15 protein-coding genes are annotated in these 19548 nt (G+C 59.0%); 8 read left to right on the forward strand and 7 right to left on the reverse strand.

Annotated features, from left to right (window positions below):
* Positions 1 to 34: 34 nt before the first annotated feature.
* Positions 35 to 784, forward strand: coding sequence for a rhomboid family intramembrane serine protease (locus tag QQG91_RS10265; RefSeq protein ID WP_285770135.1), 750 nt, complete (start codon positions 35 to 37; stop codon positions 782 to 784).
* On the opposite strand, the gene QQG91_RS10270 is transcribed toward QQG91_RS10265, so the two are convergent.
* Positions 781 to 1569, reverse strand: coding sequence for an inositol monophosphatase family protein (locus QQG91_RS10270; RefSeq protein WP_285770136.1), 789 nt, complete (start codon positions 1567 to 1569; stop codon positions 781 to 783). The genes QQG91_RS10265 and QQG91_RS10270 overlap by 4 nt on opposite strands.
* A gap of 204 nt (positions 1570 to 1773) precedes the next feature.
* Between QQG91_RS10270 and QQG91_RS10275 the strand changes: the two genes are divergently transcribed.
* A complete protein-coding gene (locus tag QQG91_RS10275) occupies positions 1774 to 3678 on the forward strand; it encodes a putative bifunctional diguanylate cyclase/phosphodiesterase (RefSeq protein WP_285770137.1) in 1905 nt (634 codons plus the stop codon).
* On the opposite strand, the gene QQG91_RS10280 is transcribed toward QQG91_RS10275, so the two are convergent.
* Positions 3629 to 4537, reverse strand: coding sequence for a LysR family transcriptional regulator (locus tag QQG91_RS10280; protein ID WP_285770138.1), 909 nt, complete (start codon positions 4535 to 4537; stop codon positions 3629 to 3631). The two genes, QQG91_RS10275 and QQG91_RS10280, sit on opposite strands and share 50 nt — an antisense overlap.
* A 94-nt stretch (positions 4538 to 4631) precedes the next feature.
* Between QQG91_RS10280 and metF the strand changes: the two genes are divergently transcribed.
* A complete protein-coding gene (gene metF / locus QQG91_RS10285) occupies positions 4632 to 5498 on the forward strand; it encodes a methylenetetrahydrofolate reductase [NAD(P)H] (RefSeq protein ID WP_285770139.1) in 867 nt (288 codons plus the stop codon).
* Positions 5499 to 5528: 30 nt separating this feature from the next.
* Here metF and QQG91_RS10290 read toward each other — a convergent pair whose 3' ends face one another.
* Positions 5529 to 6551 (reverse strand): T6SS phospholipase effector Tle1-like catalytic domain-containing protein, encoded by a 1023-nt coding sequence (locus QQG91_RS10290; RefSeq protein ID WP_285770140.1) that lies wholly within the window; start codon positions 6549 to 6551, stop codon positions 5529 to 5531.
* A gap of 269 nt (positions 6552 to 6820) precedes the next feature.
* Here QQG91_RS10290 and QQG91_RS10295 point away from each other — a divergent pair, with 269 nt between their 5' ends.
* A complete protein-coding gene (locus QQG91_RS10295) occupies positions 6821 to 9727 on the forward strand; it encodes a valine--tRNA ligase (protein WP_285770141.1) in 2907 nt (968 codons plus the stop codon).
* A gap of 81 nt (positions 9728 to 9808) precedes the next feature.
* Positions 9809 to 10918: a pyridoxal phosphate-dependent aminotransferase gene (locus tag QQG91_RS10300; protein ID WP_285770142.1), complete on the forward strand. Its 1110-nt coding sequence runs from the start codon at positions 9809 to 9811 to the stop codon at positions 10916 to 10918.
* Here QQG91_RS10300 and QQG91_RS10305 read toward each other — a convergent pair.
* The gene (locus tag QQG91_RS10305; protein ID WP_285770143.1) at positions 10915 to 12099 is read right to left on the reverse strand and encodes a pyridoxal-phosphate-dependent aminotransferase family protein; all 1185 of its coding nucleotides are present in this window, start codon (positions 12097 to 12099) and stop codon (positions 10915 to 10917) included. The two genes, QQG91_RS10300 and QQG91_RS10305, sit on opposite strands and share 4 nt — an antisense overlap.
* Before the next feature lie 170 nt (positions 12100 to 12269).
* On the opposite strand from QQG91_RS10305, the gene QQG91_RS10310 reads away from it, so the two are divergent.
* Positions 12270 to 14006: an ABC transporter ATP-binding protein gene (locus tag QQG91_RS10310; RefSeq protein ID WP_285772341.1), complete on the forward strand. Its 1737-nt coding sequence runs from the start codon at positions 12270 to 12272 to the stop codon at positions 14004 to 14006.
* A gap of 25 nt (positions 14007 to 14031) precedes the next feature.
* Positions 14032 to 14769 (forward strand): CAF17-like 4Fe-4S cluster assembly/insertion protein YgfZ, encoded by a 738-nt coding sequence (ygfZ, locus tag QQG91_RS10315; protein WP_285770144.1) that lies wholly within the window; start codon positions 14032 to 14034, stop codon positions 14767 to 14769.
* 52 nt (positions 14770 to 14821) lie between these two features.
* Here ygfZ and rpmB read toward each other — a convergent pair whose 3' ends face one another.
* The 3 genes from rpmB to meaB all read right to left on the reverse strand — a co-directional run bounded on the left by rpmB (position 14822) and on the right by meaB (position 17044).
* On the reverse strand, positions 14822 to 15109 hold the full coding sequence (rpmB, locus tag QQG91_RS10320; RefSeq protein ID WP_285770145.1) for a 50S ribosomal protein L28: 288 nt from the start codon (positions 15107 to 15109) through the stop codon (positions 14822 to 14824).
* Positions 15110 to 15260: 151 nt separating this feature from the next.
* Entirely contained in the window at positions 15261 to 16061 is an 801-nt protein-coding gene (locus QQG91_RS10325; RefSeq protein WP_285770146.1) for an alpha/beta hydrolase, read from the reverse strand.
* Between the two features lie 2 nt (positions 16062 to 16063).
* The gene (gene meaB / locus QQG91_RS10330; protein ID WP_285770147.1) at positions 16064 to 17044 is read right to left on the reverse strand and encodes a methylmalonyl Co-A mutase-associated GTPase MeaB; all 981 of its coding nucleotides are present in this window, start codon (positions 17042 to 17044) and stop codon (positions 16064 to 16066) included.
* A gap of 90 nt (positions 17045 to 17134) precedes the next feature.
* On the opposite strand from meaB, the gene QQG91_RS10335 reads away from it, so the two are divergent.
* Positions 17135 to 19537 carry a ligase-associated DNA damage response DEXH box helicase gene (locus QQG91_RS10335; protein WP_285770148.1) on the forward strand — a complete coding sequence of 801 codons (2403 nt, stop codon included), beginning with the start codon at positions 17135 to 17137 and terminating at the stop codon, positions 19535 to 19537.
* The last annotated feature ends 11 nt before the right edge of the window (positions 19538 to 19548 follow it).

The following is a 19548-nucleotide window of genomic DNA, read 5'->3' on the forward strand; positions in this document are numbered from 1 at the left end:
TAGGTGTAAGGACCTAAGCACTCTGGCGTCTCACATGTTTCCGATCCGCGATCACAACCCGTCCAGCACGACCCCAGTCGCCACATATTCGCTCATCGCCGCGAATATCGCCATATTCCTTTATCAACTGACGTTTTATGGAAATGACGCTGGTCTTTCGCGGTTTTACTGGGAATTTGCACTGGTTCCAGCGCGCGTGATGACCGAAGGGTATTATCAGTCCTTTCTCACTCATATGTTTCTCCACGGCGGTTTCTTCCACCTTGCGGGAAACATGCTTTTTTTGTGGATCTTCGGTGATAACCTCGAGGATCAGCTCGGCCGCATCCGCTATCTCGGGTTCTATCTCCTCTCGGGGCTGGGAGCGGGCCTCGCCCAGTTTCTGTTCGAGCCCTATTCCAATGTCCCGATGGTCGGTGCCTCGGGCGCAATTGCGGGCGTCATGGGAGGATACCTCTTGCTCTTCCCCAAGGCGCGGGTCGATATCCTCTTTATTTTCATCATATTTTTCAAAGTCTTCCCGATCCCTGCCTATATCATGCTCGGCATCTGGTTCGTCTTTCAGGTGGTCAACGGGCTTGGATCATTCGGTGCAGATGGGGGTGTCGCCTATTGGGCGCATGCGGGCGGGTTCCTCATCGGAGCCGCGCTGATGTATCCGATCTGGAAAAAGAAAGGCGCGGCAACCTATTGGTCCCGCACCCTTGGCTCGCCGCCCCATCCCGAGGCGCGTTATGAATTCCGCCGCACTTCGATCCCGAGAGTGCCGCGTCGACGCCGTTAAGCGCCGCGCACAGCCTTGCAGAACGCAGCAAATACAGGCTCGTTCGCACAGATGATCTCGCCATCGGCAAGAATATCCTTGCCGGGGGTCAGAGGCTCGACAAATGCACCTGCTTCTCTTGCGATGATCAAACCTGCTGCAATGTCCCACGACTTGAGACGACGCTCCCAGAAACCATCATAGCGCCCTGCCGCGACATACGCGAGATCGAGCGAAACGGCACCGAAGCGGCGCACACCCGAACATGCGGGCAGAACACGCGCCAGTTCCTGAAGCGTCTGCGGAAGATCCGAGCGACCCGCAAACGGAAGACCCGTCGAGAAGAGGCACTCGATCATCTTGTGACGACCCGAAACACGCAGACGGCTTTCGTTCATCCAGGCGCCTTCGCCCTTTTCGGCATAGAACATCTCGTCCTTGACAGGATCATAGATCACACCGGCAATGACTTGGCCTTTGTGCTCGAGCGCGATCGAGACAGCCCAATGCGGAAGACCATGGAGGAAGTTCGTCGTGCCGTCGAGCGGATCGACGATCCAGCGGCGGGTCGGATCTTCGCCCTCGGTTTCGCCGAATTCTTCACCGACAAAGCCATAGCTCGGACGTGCCGCCATGAGCTCTTCACGGATGGTTTGCTCGGCCTGACGGTCAGCGCGGGACACAAAGTCACCTGGCCCTTTGGCGCTCACCTGAAGCTGTTCGACTTCGGTAAAGTCCTTCAAAAGAGCACGACCGACCTTGCGGGCGGTCTTCATCATAACGTTGAGGTTTGCACTACCAGCCATCGGGGCCTCCGTATTCGGTCAAGAGGGCCGTATATGACGGTAAAGCTAGCGGGGCAAGTGCCCTGATTTCATGCCCGCGTTAACACTTTATTTGCACTTCCTCCCTAGCATGAACGCCTAGGGGTCGGGAAAGCTATGATTGCCAGTCAATTAGACAAAATTCGCTATCAGACACGTTTCGTGGTGCATGTTTCGGTCAGGGACATGTTCAAACGTATGACATCCGCCTCTATGATGCTGGCGGTCTGTTGGTGGGTCGGCGCGACGCAAATCGTTCTCGGCCTCGTCACCGCGATTCCCTTGTATGAGCTGGCGCTTTATTTGCTGGCGCGCAAACTCCCCGATCAGGACGAACAAATCAGCGTTCTTTATATCTTTTTTGTCTGGTTGGTGAACTGGACGTCCACGATCGTCTATTTGATGCCGGCCTTCATCCTTGCCTCCGAGCCTTCTGCCGCGATGCTTCTTGCGGGCTTTCTCTGGCTCTTCGGGGTTTTTGTTCATATCTCGAACACTTTTGCCTCTATGCCCTTTTATAACTGGAGCCTGATGATCCCCTCTTACGGGTCCGCGTTCTATGTGTTTTTCCTCGCATCTGGGAATGCCTTCCTCCCCTCGAACGAGATCGAATGGGTCGTCACAGGCTCGATGATGGTGGTCTATATTTTCAACACCTTCGAGACGATGCACAAACAAAAGGACACACAGCGTGCACTCAATGCCGCACGAGAAGAGGCCAATTCGCGGCTGCGTGCGCTAGAATATCTGTCCCAGCACGACAGCCTGACCGGACTCTTCAACCGCCGCGCTTTTGATGAAGCTCTTGCAAGACTGCTGACCAATCGCCGACGCAACGGCGATGTAGCGGTCTTCCTGATCGATCTCGACGGATTTAAACCGATCAACGACACCTATAGCCATGACGCGGGCGATCAGGTGCTCCAAACCATGGCCGCGCGCCTCAAAGCCATTGCGGGCGACACAGCGATTACAGGGCGTTTGGGCGGGGATGAATTCGCCCTTGCGACACGCTCTATCGGCACAGCAGCAGGCGCATTGCGATTTGCCGAACAAATGGCCGCCGATTTAAGCCAACCTGTTCCCTATGGCGAAAAATACCTTCAGGTCGGGGCGAGCATCGGGATAGCCATGACCAGCCACGCCCCGAAATCCCTCGAGGCTCTCTGCTCGGCCGCAGATCAAGCGATGTATCGCGCCAAGACTACTGCCGGTGTGAATGCCGTGCTCTTTGAAAAGGACAAGTTCAAACCGCGCCTGACCCTCGAGGATCGGCAAACCCTGATCGAGGCGATGCAGACGGGGGCACTTCGTCCGTTCTACCAACCCAAGGTCGATCTTTTGTCCCAACGCACGGTCGGGTTCGAAGCGCTTGCGCGTTGGCAACATCCGCAACGGGGCCTTGTCCCCCCGTCCGAATTCCTCCCCATGATCGAAGAGCTTGGATTACACGGAGATTTTCTGACCCACATGGCGACAATCGTCCTGTCGGACGTAGAAAACATGATTGCCGAAGGTCTCGATCCCGGTCAGGTATCGCTCAACGTGCCGGAAATGGCGCTTGCCACCCATTCGGGCCAGAAAGATCTCGAAGATCTTCTGAGTGCGCATCCGGCAGCGCGTGCGCATCTGACGCTGGAAATCACCGAGGATATCTTTATCGCCCGCTCGGCCGAGATCATTCGCGAAAGCATCGCGCATTTCCGTCGCAGCGGGCTTCGCATCTCTCTCGATGATTTCGGAACGGGGTTCGCCTCGTTCCAGCACCTGCGCGAGCTCGAGTTTGATGAACTCAAAGTCGACGTGAGCTTTGTTGCCGACCTTGGTCTCGAACCTCAGGTCGAGGTATTGATCAGCGGATTTCTTGCAATGGCCGAGGGCCTGGGCGTCAGCGTGATCGCGGAAGGCGTCGAAACAGAGGACCAGCATGCACATCTTTTGCGGCTCGGTTGCAAAACCGCGCAAGGCTATCTTTTCGGCAAGGCGATGCCCGCCAGTGAAACGCGCATCCGACTGATCACCGAGCAATGCTCTGCTCGGGCTATGCGCCCCGTTGAAGTTTTACGGCCTCTTGCCGCGCCAAACGGATGAAATGTGCCATATAGGGCCGCGTTTTCTCGTCATCCCGGGTTGCCGCGAACATGCGGCGGGTTAAACCCGAGGACGTAATCCTGCGGGTGATATAGTCCGAGGAACGACGAACCTCGCGCACCACCCAATCGGGAAGAACCGCAACCCCGCGGTTCGATGCAACAAGCATCAGCACAACAGCCGTCAGCTCGACCTGACGGATCGCAGCAGGCTCGACACGCGCGGGGCTGAGCAGGAGTTTGTAGATATCGAGCCGAGAGCGGTCCACCGGATAGGTGATCAAAGTCTGTCCCCGAAAGTCTTCGGCTTCTATGACTTCTTTTTGCGCAAGGACGTTGGCCGATGAGGCAACAAACACGGGCTCATAATCGAAAAGCGGAGTGAATTCGATATCGGCTTCATCATCGGGGTCCGACGAAATCACAAGATCCACCTCTTCGCGGCGCAGCGCGTTCATCGCATCGAAAGACAGACCCAAGCGGATATCCACATCCACCTCGGGCCATGCTTTTCGGAACTGCTCCAACACGGGCAACAGCCATTCGAAACAGGCGTGGCATTCGATCGCGATAAAGAGCCGCCCCGCGCGCCCCGATAAAAGCCCCGAGAACTCTGCTTCAAGCTCGGCCATTTGCGGCAAGATGGATTCGGCTGCGGCAAGGAGCTTCATTCCCGCCGCAGAGAGTTTGAGCGGCTTGGAGCGCCGAACGAACAGTTCGACCTGAGCCTGCTCCTCGATGCCTTTGATCTGATGGCTGAGGGCGGATTGCGTGATATTGAGCATATCCGCCGCCCGAGCGAGCCCGCCCGTATCATGAATGGCCTTGATCGTTCGAAGATGTCTGATCTCGATATGCATTGTGAATGAAACTCATGATCGTGGTGAATGTTATGAATTTGTCTCACATCACAAAGTTTGAGACAAGAGCTCAACAGATATTCAGGTGACTCGCATGACCCAGCCCAAAATTTCCTTCGAATTCTTTCCGCCCAAGAACCTTGAAGGTTCGTTCCGTCTTTGGGATTGCGTTAACGTGCTCTCCCCCCTCGCACCCGACTTTGTTTCGGTGACCTATGGTGCAGGCGGCACGACCCGCCAGCTCACCCACGAAGCCGTGGGCACGATCCACAAGACCAGCGGTCTCACCGTTGCCGCGCACCTGACCTGCGTGGATGCAACCCGCGCAGAAACGCTTCAGATCGCCGAGGACTATGCCGCGGTCGGCGTCACCGAGATCGTTGCACTTCGCGGTGATCCGCCCAAAGGTTCGGGCGGCTTCAAGCCTGCCGTCGATGGCTTCCAGTCTTCGATCGAGCTGATCGAAGCACTCAGCGACACGGGCAAGTTCCGCATCCGCGTCGGCGCCTACCCTGAAAAGCACCCCGACTCGCCAAGCTCGGTGTCGGATGTCCAGTGGCTCAAGCGCAAGATCGAAGCCGGTGCGCACAGCGCGATCACCCAGTTCTTCTTTGACGCCGATACGTTCTTCCGTTTCCGCGACGACTGCGTCAAGGCAGGGATCGATGCTCCGATTATCCCCGGCATCCTTCCGATCGAGAATTGGAACGGCGCACGCAAGTTCGCTCAGGCCTGCGGCACCCATATTCCGCAGCTTATCAGCGATGCATTCGACCATGCTCTGCGCGACGGGACGCAGGATCTCCTTGCGACCGCTTTGGCAACCGAGCTTTGCGACAAGCTGATCGAAGGCGGGGTCGACCACCTTCACTTCTATACGCTGAACAAGCCCGAGCTGACCCGCGATGTGTGCCACGCGCTGGGGATCAAGCCCCGCGTCAGCCTCGAGAACGTCGCATAAGATCGGCTGACATTGGAAACGCAGGGGCGGCTATTGGCCGCCCTTTGCCGTTTCATGCACCCGTTCAGAGGGATCAAACCCGATGATACGGCGACGGCGTCTGATGAAAATCTTGCCCCAGCCGCCCCAATTCCCGACCGAGGGTGCACTCGGGTCTTGGGGGAAGCGGATACGCCACCCCTCGGGAAGGTGCATCCCCGCCTCTTCAAGCCGTTCAAGCATCCAGACGAGCGGAATATTCGCGAGCGGTCGGGCGGCGTCGTGACCGCCGAGTTGCCCGCCGATATCCCCGTGAGTGCCTTTGAACCAGACCTGTTCGACGTGGCTCGCCTCGGCCCCTCTGGTGTCCCAGAGTTCGGGCTCATAGGCGGCGCGGGTTTCATCCATCGCAAGCGCATGGAAACCGCACGCGACATGGGGCCCGATGTTGTGGTCATGAAAGCTTTGGGCTTCGGGAACAAACCGCGAGACGATCGGCCATTTGAGACCAAGCGCCTTGACCGTATCCCAAACGCCGATCGCATCGATTTTGGTTTGGGGATAGCAATAGAGCTCTCGGAATTTCTGCACATGCGGATTGTCGCGCCCCAAACGGTAATAGCGATAGGCAAGTTCGACATTGCGTGCAGTGGCCTGCGTATTCCGCAAAAGCCCGATCCGTCCGATGATCCCCGCAAGGGATCGCACCGCAAAGGCGCCGCGCGAATAGCCGATGAGGATGATCCGATCCCCTTCGTGATAGCGCGAGGCAAGCACCCCATAGGCACGGCGGATTTGCTGGTTGATGCCTTTGCCCGTCATCACGTCATAGGCGCTCCGCCAGTCGCGCCACTGAATGCCCGCCTCGTAATACACCGTAAGGTTCGAGGTGCGGCCCGCCTCGCTCAGGAGCTTGAATGTCTGGCCTGCATTGGTTTCGCGGCCCCGCTCAAGGCTCGACATCGTGCCGTCGAGGATCACGACATGAAGTGCGGGACCGCGTCGACGCTGGCCCCCATCTTCATGCCGCGGACGACGGCGGAAAACCGAAAGAAGCCAGTCAGAAAGAGCCACAAGCGCCTCTTGTCGGCATTGGAGGGTTGAATCTCGACAAAGACACTTTGTCCTCTAATCCACTTTGGTTTGAAATGTCGTTTACGCACAACATGCTAAGATAATATGCTCCAACCGTAACGCCAGAGTTATCGGTGTCCAGCAAGAAGCACTGATCGTTGCGGCAGTTTCGCAATTACGGGCGAAATCCCTTTACAACCGATCTCAAAGGCCTTTTCCTTCGCGATCCTGCGCGTTATCTGATCGCGACCAGAAAAAGGATCATGACAATGGCGATGGAAAAGACATTTAACGCGGCCGAAGCCGAGGACCGTCTTTACAAGGCTTGGGAAGAAGCTGGCTGCTTCAAGGCGGGCGCGAATGCGTCGCGGAGCGAAACCTTTACCATCATGATCCCTCCGCCGAACGTGACGGGTGCGCTCCACGTGGGCCACGCCTTCAACAACACGCTTCAGGATATCCTCGTCCGCTGGCACCGCATGCGGGGCTTCGACACGCTCTGGCAGCCAGGTCAGGACCACGCAGGGATTGCAACCCAGCTTCAGGTCGAAAAGATGCTCGCCTCGACCGGCCAGCCGGGGCGCCGCGATCTGGGGCGCGAAGCGTTCCTCGGCAAAGTCTGGGAATGGAAACAGCAATACGGCAGCACGATCATCAGCCAGCTCAAGCGCCTTGGCTCTTCGTGCGACTGGTCGCGCAATGCCTTCACCATGTCGGGCGCTCCGAATGCGCCCGAAGGCGAGGAAGGCAACTTCCACGATGCCGTAATCAAGGTTTTTGTCGATCTCTACAACAAGGGCTTCATCTATCGCGGCAAGCGACTGGTGAACTGGGACCCGCATTTCGAAACCGCAATCTCGGATCTCGAAGTCGAGAACATCGAGACCGATGGTTTCATGTGGCACTTCAAATACCCGCTCGCGAACGGGGCGACCTATACCTATGTCGAAAAGGACGAGGACGGGAACGTTATCCTGACCGAAGAGCGCGATTACATTTCGATCGCGACCACCCGCCCCGAAACCATGCTTGGGGACGGTGCGGTTGCGGTCCATCCCGATGACGAGCGTTACAAGCCGATCGTCGGAATGCTCTGCGAAATTCCCGTTGGTCCAAAAGAACAGCGCCGCCTTATCCCCATCATCACCGATGAATATCCCGACATGACCTTTGGTTCGGGCGCGGTGAAGATCACAGGTGCGCACGACTTCAACGACCACGGCGTCGCCAACCGTAATGCGATCCCGCAATACCGCCTTATGGATACCCGCGCTCGGATGCGTGCGGACGGTGCCCCCTATGCAGAAGAGGCCGCCAAAGCTGCCGAATACGCGGGCGGCAAGGAATTCACCGTTCAGGAGATCGACGCGATCAACCTCGTTCCCGAAGAATACCGCGGTCTTGACCGCTATGAGGCGCGTAAACTGGTTGTCGAAAACATCATCGCAGAAGGTCTTGCCGTTATGACCCGCGCGGATGACCCGCGCCTCGGCAAAGCCGCTGTCAAAGAAGATGAAGAAGGCGCAGACGCGCTTGTCCCGCTGATCGAAGCCAAGAAAATCATGCAGCCCTTCGGCGACCGCTCGAAGGTGGTGATCGAGCCGATGCTTACCGATCAGTGGTTCGTCGAGACCACCAAGATCGTCGGCAAGGCGCTCGATGCCGTTCGCACGGGCAAGACCAAGATCATGCCTGAATCGGGCGAAAAGACCTATTACCATTGGCTCGAGAACATCGAACCCTGGTGCATCTCGCGCCAACTGTGGTGGGGTCACCAGATCCCTGTGTGGTATGACGCCGAAGGCAACCACTATTGCGCCCCGACCGAGGCCGAAGCTGTCGCGATGTCGGGCGGCAAGTCGCTCACCCGCGACCCCGACGTTCTCGATACATGGTTCTCGTCGGGTCTGTGGCCCATCGGCACCCTCGGCTGGCCGAACTGGGACGAAAGCACGTCGAAGTATTTCCCGACCGATGTTCTTATCACGGGGCAGGACATCCTGTTCTTCTGGGTTGCGCGCATGATGATGATGCAGCTTGCCGTCGTGGACGAAATCCCGTTCCACACGGTGTATTTGCACGACCTCGTCCGCGACGAGAAGGGCAAGAAGATGTCCAAAACCACGGGCAACGTTATCGACCCGCTCGAAATCATCGACGAATTCGGGGCCGATGCCCTGCGTTTCACTAACGCGGCGATGGCCTCCATCGGCGGCGTGCTCAAGCTCTCCAAGGAGCGCATCACCGGCTACCGCAACTTTGGCACCAAGCTTTGGAACGCGTCCCGCTTTGCCGAAATGAACGGCGCGATTCATGGCGCGAGCGAAGTTCCCGTTGCGACCCAGACCGTGAACAAATGGATCATCGGGGAAACCGCTCGCGTGCGCGAAGTGGTCGACAGCGCGCTGGAGCAGTATCGCTTCAACGATGCCGCGCTCGGGCTCTATGCCTTTGTCTGGGGCAAGGTCTGCGACTGGTATGTCGAATTTTCCAAGCCGCTCATCATGGACGGCGACGAGGCGACCAAGCTCGAAACCCAAAAGGTCATGGGCTGGGTCATCGACCAGTGTTTGATCATGCTGCACCCTGTCATGCCCTTCATCACCGAAGAGCTCTGGGGCACGCTTGCCGATCGGTCCAAGATGCTCGTTCATGCCGATTGGCCGACCTATACCTCGGCCGATCTGGTGGACCCTGCAGCCGATGCCGAGATGAACTGGACCATCTCGCTCATCGAAGGCATTCGCTCGGCTCGCGCCCAGATGAACGTGCCTGCTGGACTTTATGTGCCGGTGGTCATGCAAGAGGCTGATGCAAACACAAAATCGGCGCTCGCCAACAACGAAACGCTGATCAAACGTTTGGCCCGTATCGGCGACATCACCGAAGCCGCCGAAGCCCCCAAAGGCTCGATCACGATCCCGACGGCGGGCGCGACCTTTGCCCTGCCCTTGGCCGCGATCATCGACGTGGATGCCGAAAAGGCCCGCATCGAAAAGGTTCTGGGCAAGCTGCAAAAGGAACTCGGCGGCCTTCGTGGCCGTTTGAACAACCCCAAATTCGTCGAAAGCGCGCCCGAAGAGGTGATCGAAGAAACCAAGGGCAATCTCGCGCTTCGCGAAGAAGAGGAAACCCAGCTCAAGACCGCTCTCGCACGTTTGCAAGAGATCGGCTGACGCTGGAAACCCGTTTGGGAACAGACTAGAGTTTGCGGGCGCGGGAGACTTTCCGCGCCCGTTTCCATTTGCGAGGACCCCATGAGCCAAGACCCGCGCCTGACTGCTCTTGCTGCCACTTTGCCGTCGATGGTGCCTTTTGTCGGGCCAGAGGAACAGGAGCGCAACGCGGGCAAACCGTTTCGTGCACGCCTTGGTGCGAATGAATCCGTCTTTGGTCCCTCGCCCAAGGCTATCGCCGCGATGCAGGCCGAGGCTGCCCAGACATGGAAATACGGCGACCCCACTTCGTTTGATCTGCGCAATGCCATCGCCGATCTTCAAGGCGTTGGACCCGAGAACATCATGGTCGGCGAAGGGATCGACACGCTCCTTGGCGTGCTTGTGCGGCTCTTTGTGGCACAAGGCGATGCGGTTGTGACCTCGGACGGCGCCTATCCGACGTTCAACTATCACGTCGCGGGCTTTGGCGGCATCCTGCACAAAGTGCCCTATACCGGCGATTTCGAAGACCCTGCCCGCCTTATCGCCAAGGCAAAGGAAACCTCGGCCAAGCTGGTCTATATCGCGAACCCCGACAATCCGATGGGCACGGTGCATACGCCCGAGGCAATCGAAAAGATGGTCACCGAAGTGCCCGATGGGTGCCTTATGGTGCTGGACGAGGCCTATGCCGACTTTCTCGATGAGGCGCAGATCCCGCGCATTCGGGCCGAAAACGCCAAAGTGATCCGTTTCCGCACATTCTCCAAGGCGCATGGTCTTGCGGGTGCGCGGGTTGGTTATGCCCTCGGCAGCGCCGAAATCATCAATGCTTTCAACAAAGTGCGCAACCACTTCGGGATGGCGCGCATCTCGCAAGCGGGTGCGCTCGCTGCCGTTCAGGACCGCGCATGGCTCGCCCATGTCAAATCCGAGGTCGCCGCAGCCCGCGACAGGATTGCAAAGATCGCAGCCGAGAACGGCCTTGAGGTCGTGCCGTCCGCGACGAACTTTGTCGCAGTCGACTGCGGCGGGGACGGTGTCTTTGCCAGAAAGGTGCTGCAGGCTCTGGTCGCGCGGGGTGTCTTTGTCCGAATGCCATTCGTCGCCCCGCAGGACCGCTGCATCCGCGTGAGCTGCGGCCGGCCCGAGGACCTCGACGTATTGGCCGAAGTCCTCCCAATGGCGCTTGCCGAAGCCCGCGCCTAGCGCGCTTTGGAGATGACCGTTGCAGCGGCGGCCAATGCGCCGTCGCCGTGCGGGATGCTGAGCGCCTTGAGGCCCGCGTCGATCACCCCCAGAACCCCAAGGATACCGTGGGCATTCACATGGCCCATGTGGCCGATGCGGAAATAGGCTGAAGGCGGGGTCCGTCCGAGACCGATCCCGAGCGTTACGCCGCACATGGTCTCGCACCAGTCGCGCAGACGGTCGCCATCCTCACCGCCAAGATAGATCGAGGTCACGGCATGGCTTCGCTCGCTCGGGTTCTTCATATTGAGCTTCATCGCGCCGCCCTGCCCCCAAGCATCGACCGCCGCCCAGATGGCGCGGACAAGCGTCTCGTGGCGATCCCAGATCGCCTCCATGCCTTCTGCCTTGATCAGATCAAGCGCGGCCCGAAGCGCATAGAGATGATGCGTCGGGGCGGTGCCGTCGAAATACTGATAGAACTCGGCGGGATTGATGCGCAGCGCCCAGTCCCAATAGGGGCTGACGTCGTTCAACCGCGCCCGCGCCGCTTTGGCTTTGTCGTTGAGCCAGATCAGACCGACACCCGCAGGGGCCATAAGGCCCTTTTGGCTTGCCGAGATCATGATATCGACACCCCAATTGTCCATTTCGAACCTGTCACACCCCAAGGATGCGATGCAGTCCACAAGGAAAAGAGCGTCGTGACCCGCAGCATCGATCGCCCTGCGGATGGCCGCAACATCGGATTTGGCAGAGGTCGAGGTATCGACATGACAGATCAGAACCGCCTTGATGGCACCCTCTTTATCGGCAGCCAAAATCTCGCGGGTGCGCTCGGGATCGACGACCGACTCCTGTCCGAAATCCTCGATCTGGACATCAAGACCGAGCGTCTGTGCCGCCGCGCTCCAACCGATCCCGAACCGTCCACATGCCAGCACAAGCACCTTGTCGCCACGCGAAACACTATTGGCCAGCGCAGCTTCCCACATGCCGTGCCCGTTGGTGATATAGATACCGACATCGCCATTGGTTCCCGCAACATATTTCAGGTCGGGAATGATCGTGTCGGTGATCTCGTGCAGCTCGCCCGTATAAATATTCGGCGACGCCCTGCTCATCGCCCGTATCACCGCCTCGGGGGTGACGGATGGACCAGGAATTGCAAGATACGAGCGACCATTGGCGACCGGCATGGATTTGTCCTTTTGATCAAAATTGACCTGACATTATTCTTCTTGGGGCCGAGGTCAACGGGCCACGACTTGCCCTTGGCCCCCCAAAACCGCTAGACCAAGACGACCAAAGCCAAAGGACCCTCCAAGTGAGCGACGCCGCGCCCCAAGTTTCCGATCCCGATGTCTCCATGGGCCGCCTCGTCCGCTGGCTTTGGCAGGGTTATCTTAGAACCCAAAAGCTCTGGCTCGGCTCTGCGGTCTTTTTCATGGCACTCGAAGGATCGATGCTCGGCCTGATCAGCCTTGTCATGAAGCCGATGTTCGACAGCGTCTTTGTGGGCGGCAATGCCTCGGCCATCTGGCCTGTCGGCGTTGCCATCCTGATCATCTTTTGCACAAGGGCCGTCGCCTCTGTTGGGCAACACGTGCTTTTGACCCGCGTGAGCGAGCGCGCTGCCGCAGATATCCGGCTCGGACTTCTCGGGCACCTGATGAAACTCGACAGCACCTTTCACCAATCGAACCCGCCAGGATATTTGATCGAACGCGTCCAAGGCGATGTTCAGGCCATCAATCAGGTCTGGACCAATCTCGCCACGGGAATCGGGCGCGATTTCATTGCAGTGATCTGGCTCTTCGGTGTTGCACTCTGGATCGACTGGAAATGGACGCTTGGCGCGCTGATCGGTATTCCTGTCCTGCTGCTTCCCTCGCTCCTCGCCCAAGGCTTTGTTCGCGTCAAAGCCCGCCAAGCCCGCGAGGTTTCAGGTAAAATGTCGACCCGCCTCGACGAGGTCTTCCACGGGATCAATCCGATCAAACTGAACGCGCTCGAGGACTATCAATCGGCGCGTTACGGCGCATTGGCAAACGAGCGCGTCGATACCGAAGTCAAAAGCGCCTTGGGCCAAGCCGCGATCCCCGGCCTTATCGATGTCATGACGGGCGTCGGATTTCTCTTTGTCCTCTTCTATGGCGGCACCCAGATCATCGAAGGGTCGAAAACCGTCGGTGAATTCATGTCCTTTTTCACCGCCATGGCGCTGGCGTTCGAGCCGTTGCGGCGTCTGGGGTCGATCTCGGGCCTTGCCCAAGCGGCGGGCGCCTCGATCGAACGGGTGATGCAGATCTTTGACACCCATCCGACCCTTCTGTCTCCGCCCAGCCCGAAACCAGCGCCCAAAGACGCGCCCGAAATCATCCTCAGCGATGTCGAACTGGCCTATGACGATCTACCTGTTTTGCGCGGCGCCAGTTTCGTGGCAGAGGCCGGCAAGACCACGGCCCTTGTCGGCGCTTCGGGTGCAGGCAAGAGCACGATCTTCAACGTGCTGACCCGCCTCGTCGACGCAAAGGGAGGGGAGGTCACAATCGGCGGCACCGCGAATACCGAGATGGCCTTGGGGGATTTGCGTGGTCTTTTTTCGGTCGTCACCCAAGATGCGGCGCTCTTTGACGAAACCCTGCGCGAGAATATCACTTTGGGCCGCGCCGTCGACGAGGATCATCTTCGCGCCACACTCGATGCGGCTCATGTGAGCGACTTTCTTCCCCGTCTGCCCAATGGTCTCGACAGTCCCGCAGGACCGCGCGGTTCCAACCTCTCGGGCGGGCAAAGACAGCGCGTTGCCATAGCCCGCGCGCTCCTGCGCGACACTCCGATCCTGCTCCTCGACGAGGCGACCTCGGCGCTCGACACGAAGTCCGAGGCCATCGTTCAGGAGGCCTTGGAACAGCTCTCCAAAGGGCGCACCACTTTGGTGATCGCGCACCGCCTTTCCACCGTGCGCAAAGCCGACAAGATCGTGGTGATGGATAAAGGCATCGTCGTCGATCAAGGCACCCACGAGGAACTCCTCGAGCGGGGTGGAATTTATGCCGATCTCTATCGGATGCAGTTTGAACAGGACGACGAACGACCCTAAATAAGTCCCAACCAAGGAGCATTCCATGAACAACCGCGTCGTTCTCTCGGTCAAAGGATCGGATCGTCACAGCTTTCTACAAGGTCTCGTGACCAACGATGTCAAACGGGCTCGGGACGGGATCATCTATACTGCGCTTCTGACCCCCCAAGGCAAACTGATCACTGATTTCTTTGTGGTAGGACAAGAGGATGCGCTTTTGATCGACGTGGCGGCAGAAACCGCTCCGACGCTCTTCCAGCGCCTCTCGATGTATAAATTGCGCGCGGACGTGCAAATCACCGAGACCGAGCTTGTCGTTTCGACGGGTCTAGGTGCGATGCCGGATGAAGCGGTGATCGACCCTCGCGGTCCGCAGATGGGCTGGCGATACTATGGCCAAAACGGCATCGGCCAAGATATCGACTGGGACGCCCAGCGCGTGGCGCACGGCATCCCCGAACTCGGACGAGAGTTGAACAGCGAAAGCTACATCCTCGAAATGGGCTTCGAGCGTTTGAACGGCGTGGACTTCAAAAAGGGGTGCTATGTCGGCCAAGAGGTCACGGCCCGCATGAAGCACAAAACCGAGCTGCGCAAAGGACTGCGCCGCATCACCCTCTCGGAGCAGGTGGTCGAGGGAACCCCGATCCACAGCGGCGAAAAAGAAGCGGGCACGGTTCACACCGTTTCGGGGGGAGAGGCGCTTGCCTATCTTCGCTTCGATCGCATCTCGGACGACATGACCGCAGGGGCAGCCCGCGTCACCGTCCTTCCTGAATGAAAAAAGGCCCGACGAACCGTCGAGCCTTAAAGATCAGCGATCAAACAAACGCTTATGCAGTTGCTTGAGCCTTTGCGATCAGCTTCTTGACCTTGAGTGCTTCGTTCGAAAGGTCAGCATCCTTTGCCTTGGCAAGGAACGCATCGAGGCCACCGCGGTGATCAACGGAACGCAGAGCGGCCGACGAAATGCGGAAGCGGAACGAACGGCCCAGAACGTCGGACGAAAGAGTTACGTCCTGAAGGTTGGGCAGAAAACGACGACGGGTGCGGTTCTTAGCGTGGCTGACATTGTTGCCAGACATCGGGCCTTTGCCGGTGAGTTCGCATTTACGCGACATGGTATCATCCTTTGTTATTAGTCCCGACCACCAGGGTCGGCTTGAGTTTTGAGACTACGAATAGCCAAACGGGGCGCGGCATGCCGAACCCAGTTCGAAGCGGCGGATAAGGGGATTCCGTCATTGCGTCAATGAAAAAAGGAGTTCGCGCTTATTTCACGGCCTTCGCGGCGCGGGCCATACGCTCCAGATCCGTTGCCCAAGACAGATGGCCGGTGCTTGCCGCTTTTGCCAGTCGGCCAAGATAAAGCGGCGAGCTTCGCCTGACGGAACGGTGCATCCCCGTCAATGCCGCAAGTGACGGCGGCGTGTTCACCGCTTCGCGCGTGATGATCGACGCCACTCCCGCCTTGGCCATGACTTCGGTCGCAGGATGGCCGCCCCCCATGACGCGCGCGATCCGCACCTTTGGAAACACGGCTTGGAGCATCCGTGCATGACGCAAATCGCGCGGACGCAATGTATCGACAAGCATAACCCCGACCAGACCAGGGACCGCGCGCGAGGTCAGATCCCCAAGGTCGGGATCAAAGTCACCCGCATCCTCGTGGTAGCGCTTTTCAAAAGGCACGATCCTCGGATGGATCGAAAATTGGGGCGAAATGGCAAGAACGGCACGCGCTCCAACCGCCCTTGCAAAGCGGAACGCCCCATAGCCTCCCATGGAATAGCCGATCATTTGCACGGCATCATAGTTTGCTGCAATGCCGGCCATCAGCGCTTCGGCTGTCTCGGTCTCGCGGTTGATGAACCAATCGTTACGGGCCACACGGAGCGAAAGCTGATCGAACCCCGCCTCGGCAAAGGTCTTGGACGGATCGGGCGGATTGAAGCCCTTGCGGTCGGTCTGGCGGAAATCGAAGCTGACGATCAATCGGGAGCCGCCGTTCCGGACGTGATAGAGCCGAAGCCGCTCTCCCCCCCATATCAGCGCGTCTTCGGCTGTCATCATGCTCACAGTCCTTCCAGCACCTCGGCGGCAGCCTTGGCGGGCGAAACCCGACCTTGCGTAACAGCAGCCTCTTGCGCGGCAAGACGGGCAGCAAGTGACTGATCTGCCGTGAGACGCGCAAGAAGTTGAAGCCGCACTTCTTCATGGAACCAGTAGCGCGCCTGCTCCATGCGGCGCGTATCGAAATGACCGTTCTCGCGGCGCCAATTGATCAGCGATTGCATTTCCTCCCAAGCTTTTCCAAGTCCGTCGCCCTCGTAGGCGGAGACAGACATCGCCTTGGGAAAATCGCTTGGATCTTGGGGACGTTTACGCAGAAGTCGGAGTGCACCGGCATAATCCGCAGTCGTCCGGATGGCCTGCGCCTTTAGGTCTCCGTCGGCCTTGTTCACGAGGATGAGATCCGCAATCTCCATGATCCCGCGCTTCACCCCTTGGAGTTCATCCCCGCCCGCAGGCGCAAGAAGAAGCGTGAAGAGATCACACATTTCGGCAACCATCGTCTCGGATTGACCGACGCCCACGGTCTCGATCAGGATCACGTCAAAGCCCGCGGCCTCGCAGAGCGCGACAGCTTCGCGGGTGCGGCGCGCCACGCCGCCCATCTGCGCCTGAGATGGTGACGGGCGGATGAATGCGTTCGGATTGCGCGACAACTGTTCCATTCGGGTCTTGTCCCCGAGGATCGAGCCCCCCGACCGCGCCGAAGACGGATCAACGGCCAGAACCGCAACTTTGAGCCCCTTATCGGTGAGCATCATTCCGAAAGCTTCGATAAAGGTCGACTTTCCGACGCCGGGCGTCCCGGAAAGTCCGATCCGAAGGGCCTGTCGCTCGGTGCCGAGTTTGTCGAGCAGCTCGAGCGCCTGCGCGCGGTGATCGCTGCGCCCGCTTTCTACAAGGGTGATGGCCCGTGCAAGCGCCCTGCGCTCACCCGCCCTGATCGCGATAGCCGTCGCGTCGATATCCAGTTGACCTCTCATGACACCTTCTTAGCGAGGCTGTAACAACTGTCCAGCCTCAAGACCCCTAATGCGCTTGACCTTATGGCCTCGGGATGCACCTTTGCCTTCATGACAAAACTGCCTCCAGCCTTTGAGACTTGGTTTGCCGCGCGTGGTTGGTCCCCCCACCCGCACCAGATCGCCATGGTCGAAAAGTCGCAGGCCAAAGCGCTCCTGATGATTGCGCCGACGGGCGGGGGCAAAACGCTGTCGGGCTTCCTGCCCAGTTTGATCGAACTTGCAGAAGGCAGCCATCAGGGGCTCCATACGCTTTACATCTCCCCCCTCAAAGCGCTTGCCGCAGACATCAAACGCAACCTTCTCAAACCCGTCGAGGAAATGAACCTTCCGATACGGATCGAGGATAGGACAGGCGACACCTCCCAGACGGCCAAGCGCCGTCAAAGAGCCGACCCGCCGCATATTCTGCTCACAACCCCCGAAAGCCTTGCCCTCTTGATCAGCTACGAGGATGCCCCACGGATTTTTGCGGGGCTGCAACGGGTCATCGTCGATGAAATCCACGCCCTGAGCGAAAGCAAGCGCGGCGACCAGTTGATGCTTGCCTTGTCACGCTTGGAAACGCTCGCGCCCGACCTCCGCCGCGTTGGGCTGTCCGCAACGGTAGAAGCCCCCGATCAATTGGCAAAGGAACTCGCCGCCGCACCGGCGCCCTGCGAAATCCTCTTTGCCGACCCGGGACCGGAGCCGGACATTTCGATGCTGGTCACCGAGACCCCGCCGCCATGGGCGGGGGGCGGTGCAAAATACGCTATCCCAGCGGTGCTCCAAGAGGTCAAACGCCACAAGACCACGCTGATCTTCCACAATACCCGTGCCCAGGCCGAAATCTTTTTCCACAATCTTTGGCTGGCCAACGAAGACAACCTGCCCATCGGCATCCATCACGGCTCCTTGTCCCGCGAACAACGCGAGACGGTCGAAACCGCCATGACCCAAGGACGTTTGAGGGCCATCGTCTGCACAGGCTCGCTTGATCTGGGGATCGACTGGGGCGATGTGGATCTCGTGATCCAGATCGGTGCGCCCAAGAACGTCAAGCGTCTGGTCCAGCGGATCGGACGCGCCAACCACCGCTATAATGCACCCTCAAAGGCGCTCCTCGTGCCTGCGAACCGTTTCGAGGTGGTGGAATGTGTGGCCGCCCTCGAAGCCGCACGCGCCCATGACCTGGACGGCGAGCCCAAAGACAGCGGCCCCCTCGATGTCCTCTGCCAGCATATCCTGATCTGTGCCTGCGCGGGCCCCTTTGATCCCACATCTCTTTTTGGCGAAATTCGCACAACGGGCGCCTATCGGAGCCTCTCGCGCGCAGCCTTCGACGACTGCCTCGATTTCGTGGCCACCGGCGGCTATGCGCTGCGCGCCTATGACAAATGGAAACGCCTCATTGAACGCAAAGTCGGTCTTTGGCAGCTCCGCGATCCCCGCACCGCCCGCAACATCCGTATGAACATCGGCACCATTCAGGACACCGACACACTCAAGGTCCGTATGCGGGGCGCGGGCAAGCCGCTGGGCGAGATCGAAGAAGGCTTCGCCTCGACCCTGACGGCAGGCGATACCTTTCTGATCGGCGGACAAATCGTGCGATACGAAGGCCTCAGAGAATTGACCGTGGAAGTGTCGCGCTCTGCCTCGAAAACCCCCAAGGTCGCAACCTTCAACGGCACCAAATTCGCCACATCAACCCGCCTAAGCGAGCGCATCCTGTCCATCCTTAATGCCGATACATGGCCCAATCTGCCGCGCCACACCGCAGAATGGCTCGCGCTCCAGCGCGAGGTCTCGGGCATGCCCCAAAGCGGCCACCTCCTTGCCGAGACCTTCCCCTTCGAAGGCCGCCATCACCTGTGTCTCTACGGTTTTGCGGGGCGTAATGCACAACAGACGCTGGCGCTTCTTGTGACACGAAGGATGGAGACCCTCGGGCTCGATCCTTTGGGCTTTGTGGCGACCGATTATGCAACCTTGATCTGGGGCCTGAACGAAGTCACGACCCCCGAAGCCCTTCTTGATCCGGATCTTTTACGGGACGATCTGGAACAATGGCTCTCGGGCAACGCCGTGATGAAACGCACATTTCGCGCCGCGGCAACCATCGCAGGTCTGATCGAGCGCAACAGCCCGCAAGCCAAAAAATCGGGTCGGCAGGCCACGTTCTCTTCCGACATCCTTTATGACACTTTGGTCAAATATGACCCCGACCATCTCATGCTGCGGATCACAAGGACCGAAGCCATGCGCGGACTGGTCGATTTCGGCCGGATCGAAGAGATGCTGTCCCGCACCCATGGCAGGATCGAACACAGGCGGTTGTCACGCCCCTCCCCGCTGGCCGCCCCGCTCTTCCTCGAAGTCGGCAAGATCCCGATTTTCGGCGCCGCACGGGAGAGGTTGCTCGAGGACGAAGCAGAGCGCCTCATCGCCAGCGTCGGTCTTGCGCCCTAGCTTGCCTTTGT

This window comes from Marivivens sp. LCG002 (assembly GCF_030264275.1).
Classification (GTDB): domain Bacteria; phylum Pseudomonadota; class Alphaproteobacteria; order Rhodobacterales; family Rhodobacteraceae; genus Marivivens.

What these genes read in the sequence shown, in the direction of transcription:
- QQG91_RS10325 (WP_285770146.1), bottom strand. Translation starts at nt 16,061, where the DNA reads ATGATGACAGCCGAAGACGCGCTGATATGGGGGGGAGAGCGGCTTCGG.
- QQG91_RS10275 (WP_285770137.1), top strand. Translation starts at nt 1,774, where the DNA reads ATGTTCAAACGTATGACATCCGCCTCTATGATGCTGGCGGTCTGTTGG.
- QQG91_RS10295 (WP_285770141.1), top strand. Translation starts at nt 6,821, where the DNA reads ATGGCGATGGAAAAGACATTTAACGCGGCCGAAGCCGAGGACCGTCTT.
- meaB (WP_285770147.1), bottom strand. Translation starts at nt 17,044, where the DNA reads ATGAGAGGTCAACTGGATATCGACGCGACGGCTATCGCGATCAGGGCG.
- QQG91_RS10270 (WP_285770136.1), bottom strand. Translation starts at nt 1,569, where the DNA reads ATGGCTGGTAGTGCAAACCTCAACGTTATGATGAAGACCGCCCGCAAG.
- QQG91_RS10265 (WP_285770135.1), top strand. Translation starts at nt 35, where the DNA reads ATGTTTCCGATCCGCGATCACAACCCGTCCAGCACGACCCCAGTCGCC.
- QQG91_RS10335 (WP_285770148.1), top strand. Translation starts at nt 17,135, where the DNA reads ATGACAAAACTGCCTCCAGCCTTTGAGACTTGGTTTGCCGCGCGTGGT.
- ygfZ (WP_285770144.1), top strand. Translation starts at nt 14,032, where the DNA reads ATGAACAACCGCGTCGTTCTCTCGGTCAAAGGATCGGATCGTCACAGC.
- QQG91_RS10310 (WP_285772341.1), top strand. Translation starts at nt 12,270, where the DNA reads ATGGGCCGCCTCGTCCGCTGGCTTTGGCAGGGTTATCTTAGAACCCAA.
- QQG91_RS10280 (WP_285770138.1), bottom strand. Translation starts at nt 4,537, where the DNA reads ATGCATATCGAGATCAGACATCTTCGAACGATCAAGGCCATTCATGAT.
- metF (WP_285770139.1), top strand. Translation starts at nt 4,632, where the DNA reads ATGACCCAGCCCAAAATTTCCTTCGAATTCTTTCCGCCCAAGAACCTT.
- QQG91_RS10305 (WP_285770143.1), bottom strand. Translation starts at nt 12,099, where the DNA reads ATGCCGGTCGCCAATGGTCGCTCGTATCTTGCAATTCCTGGTCCATCC.
- QQG91_RS10300 (WP_285770142.1), top strand. Translation starts at nt 9,809, where the DNA reads ATGAGCCAAGACCCGCGCCTGACTGCTCTTGCTGCCACTTTGCCGTCG.
- rpmB (WP_285770145.1), bottom strand. Translation starts at nt 15,109, where the DNA reads ATGTCGCGTAAATGCGAACTCACCGGCAAAGGCCCGATGTCTGGCAAC.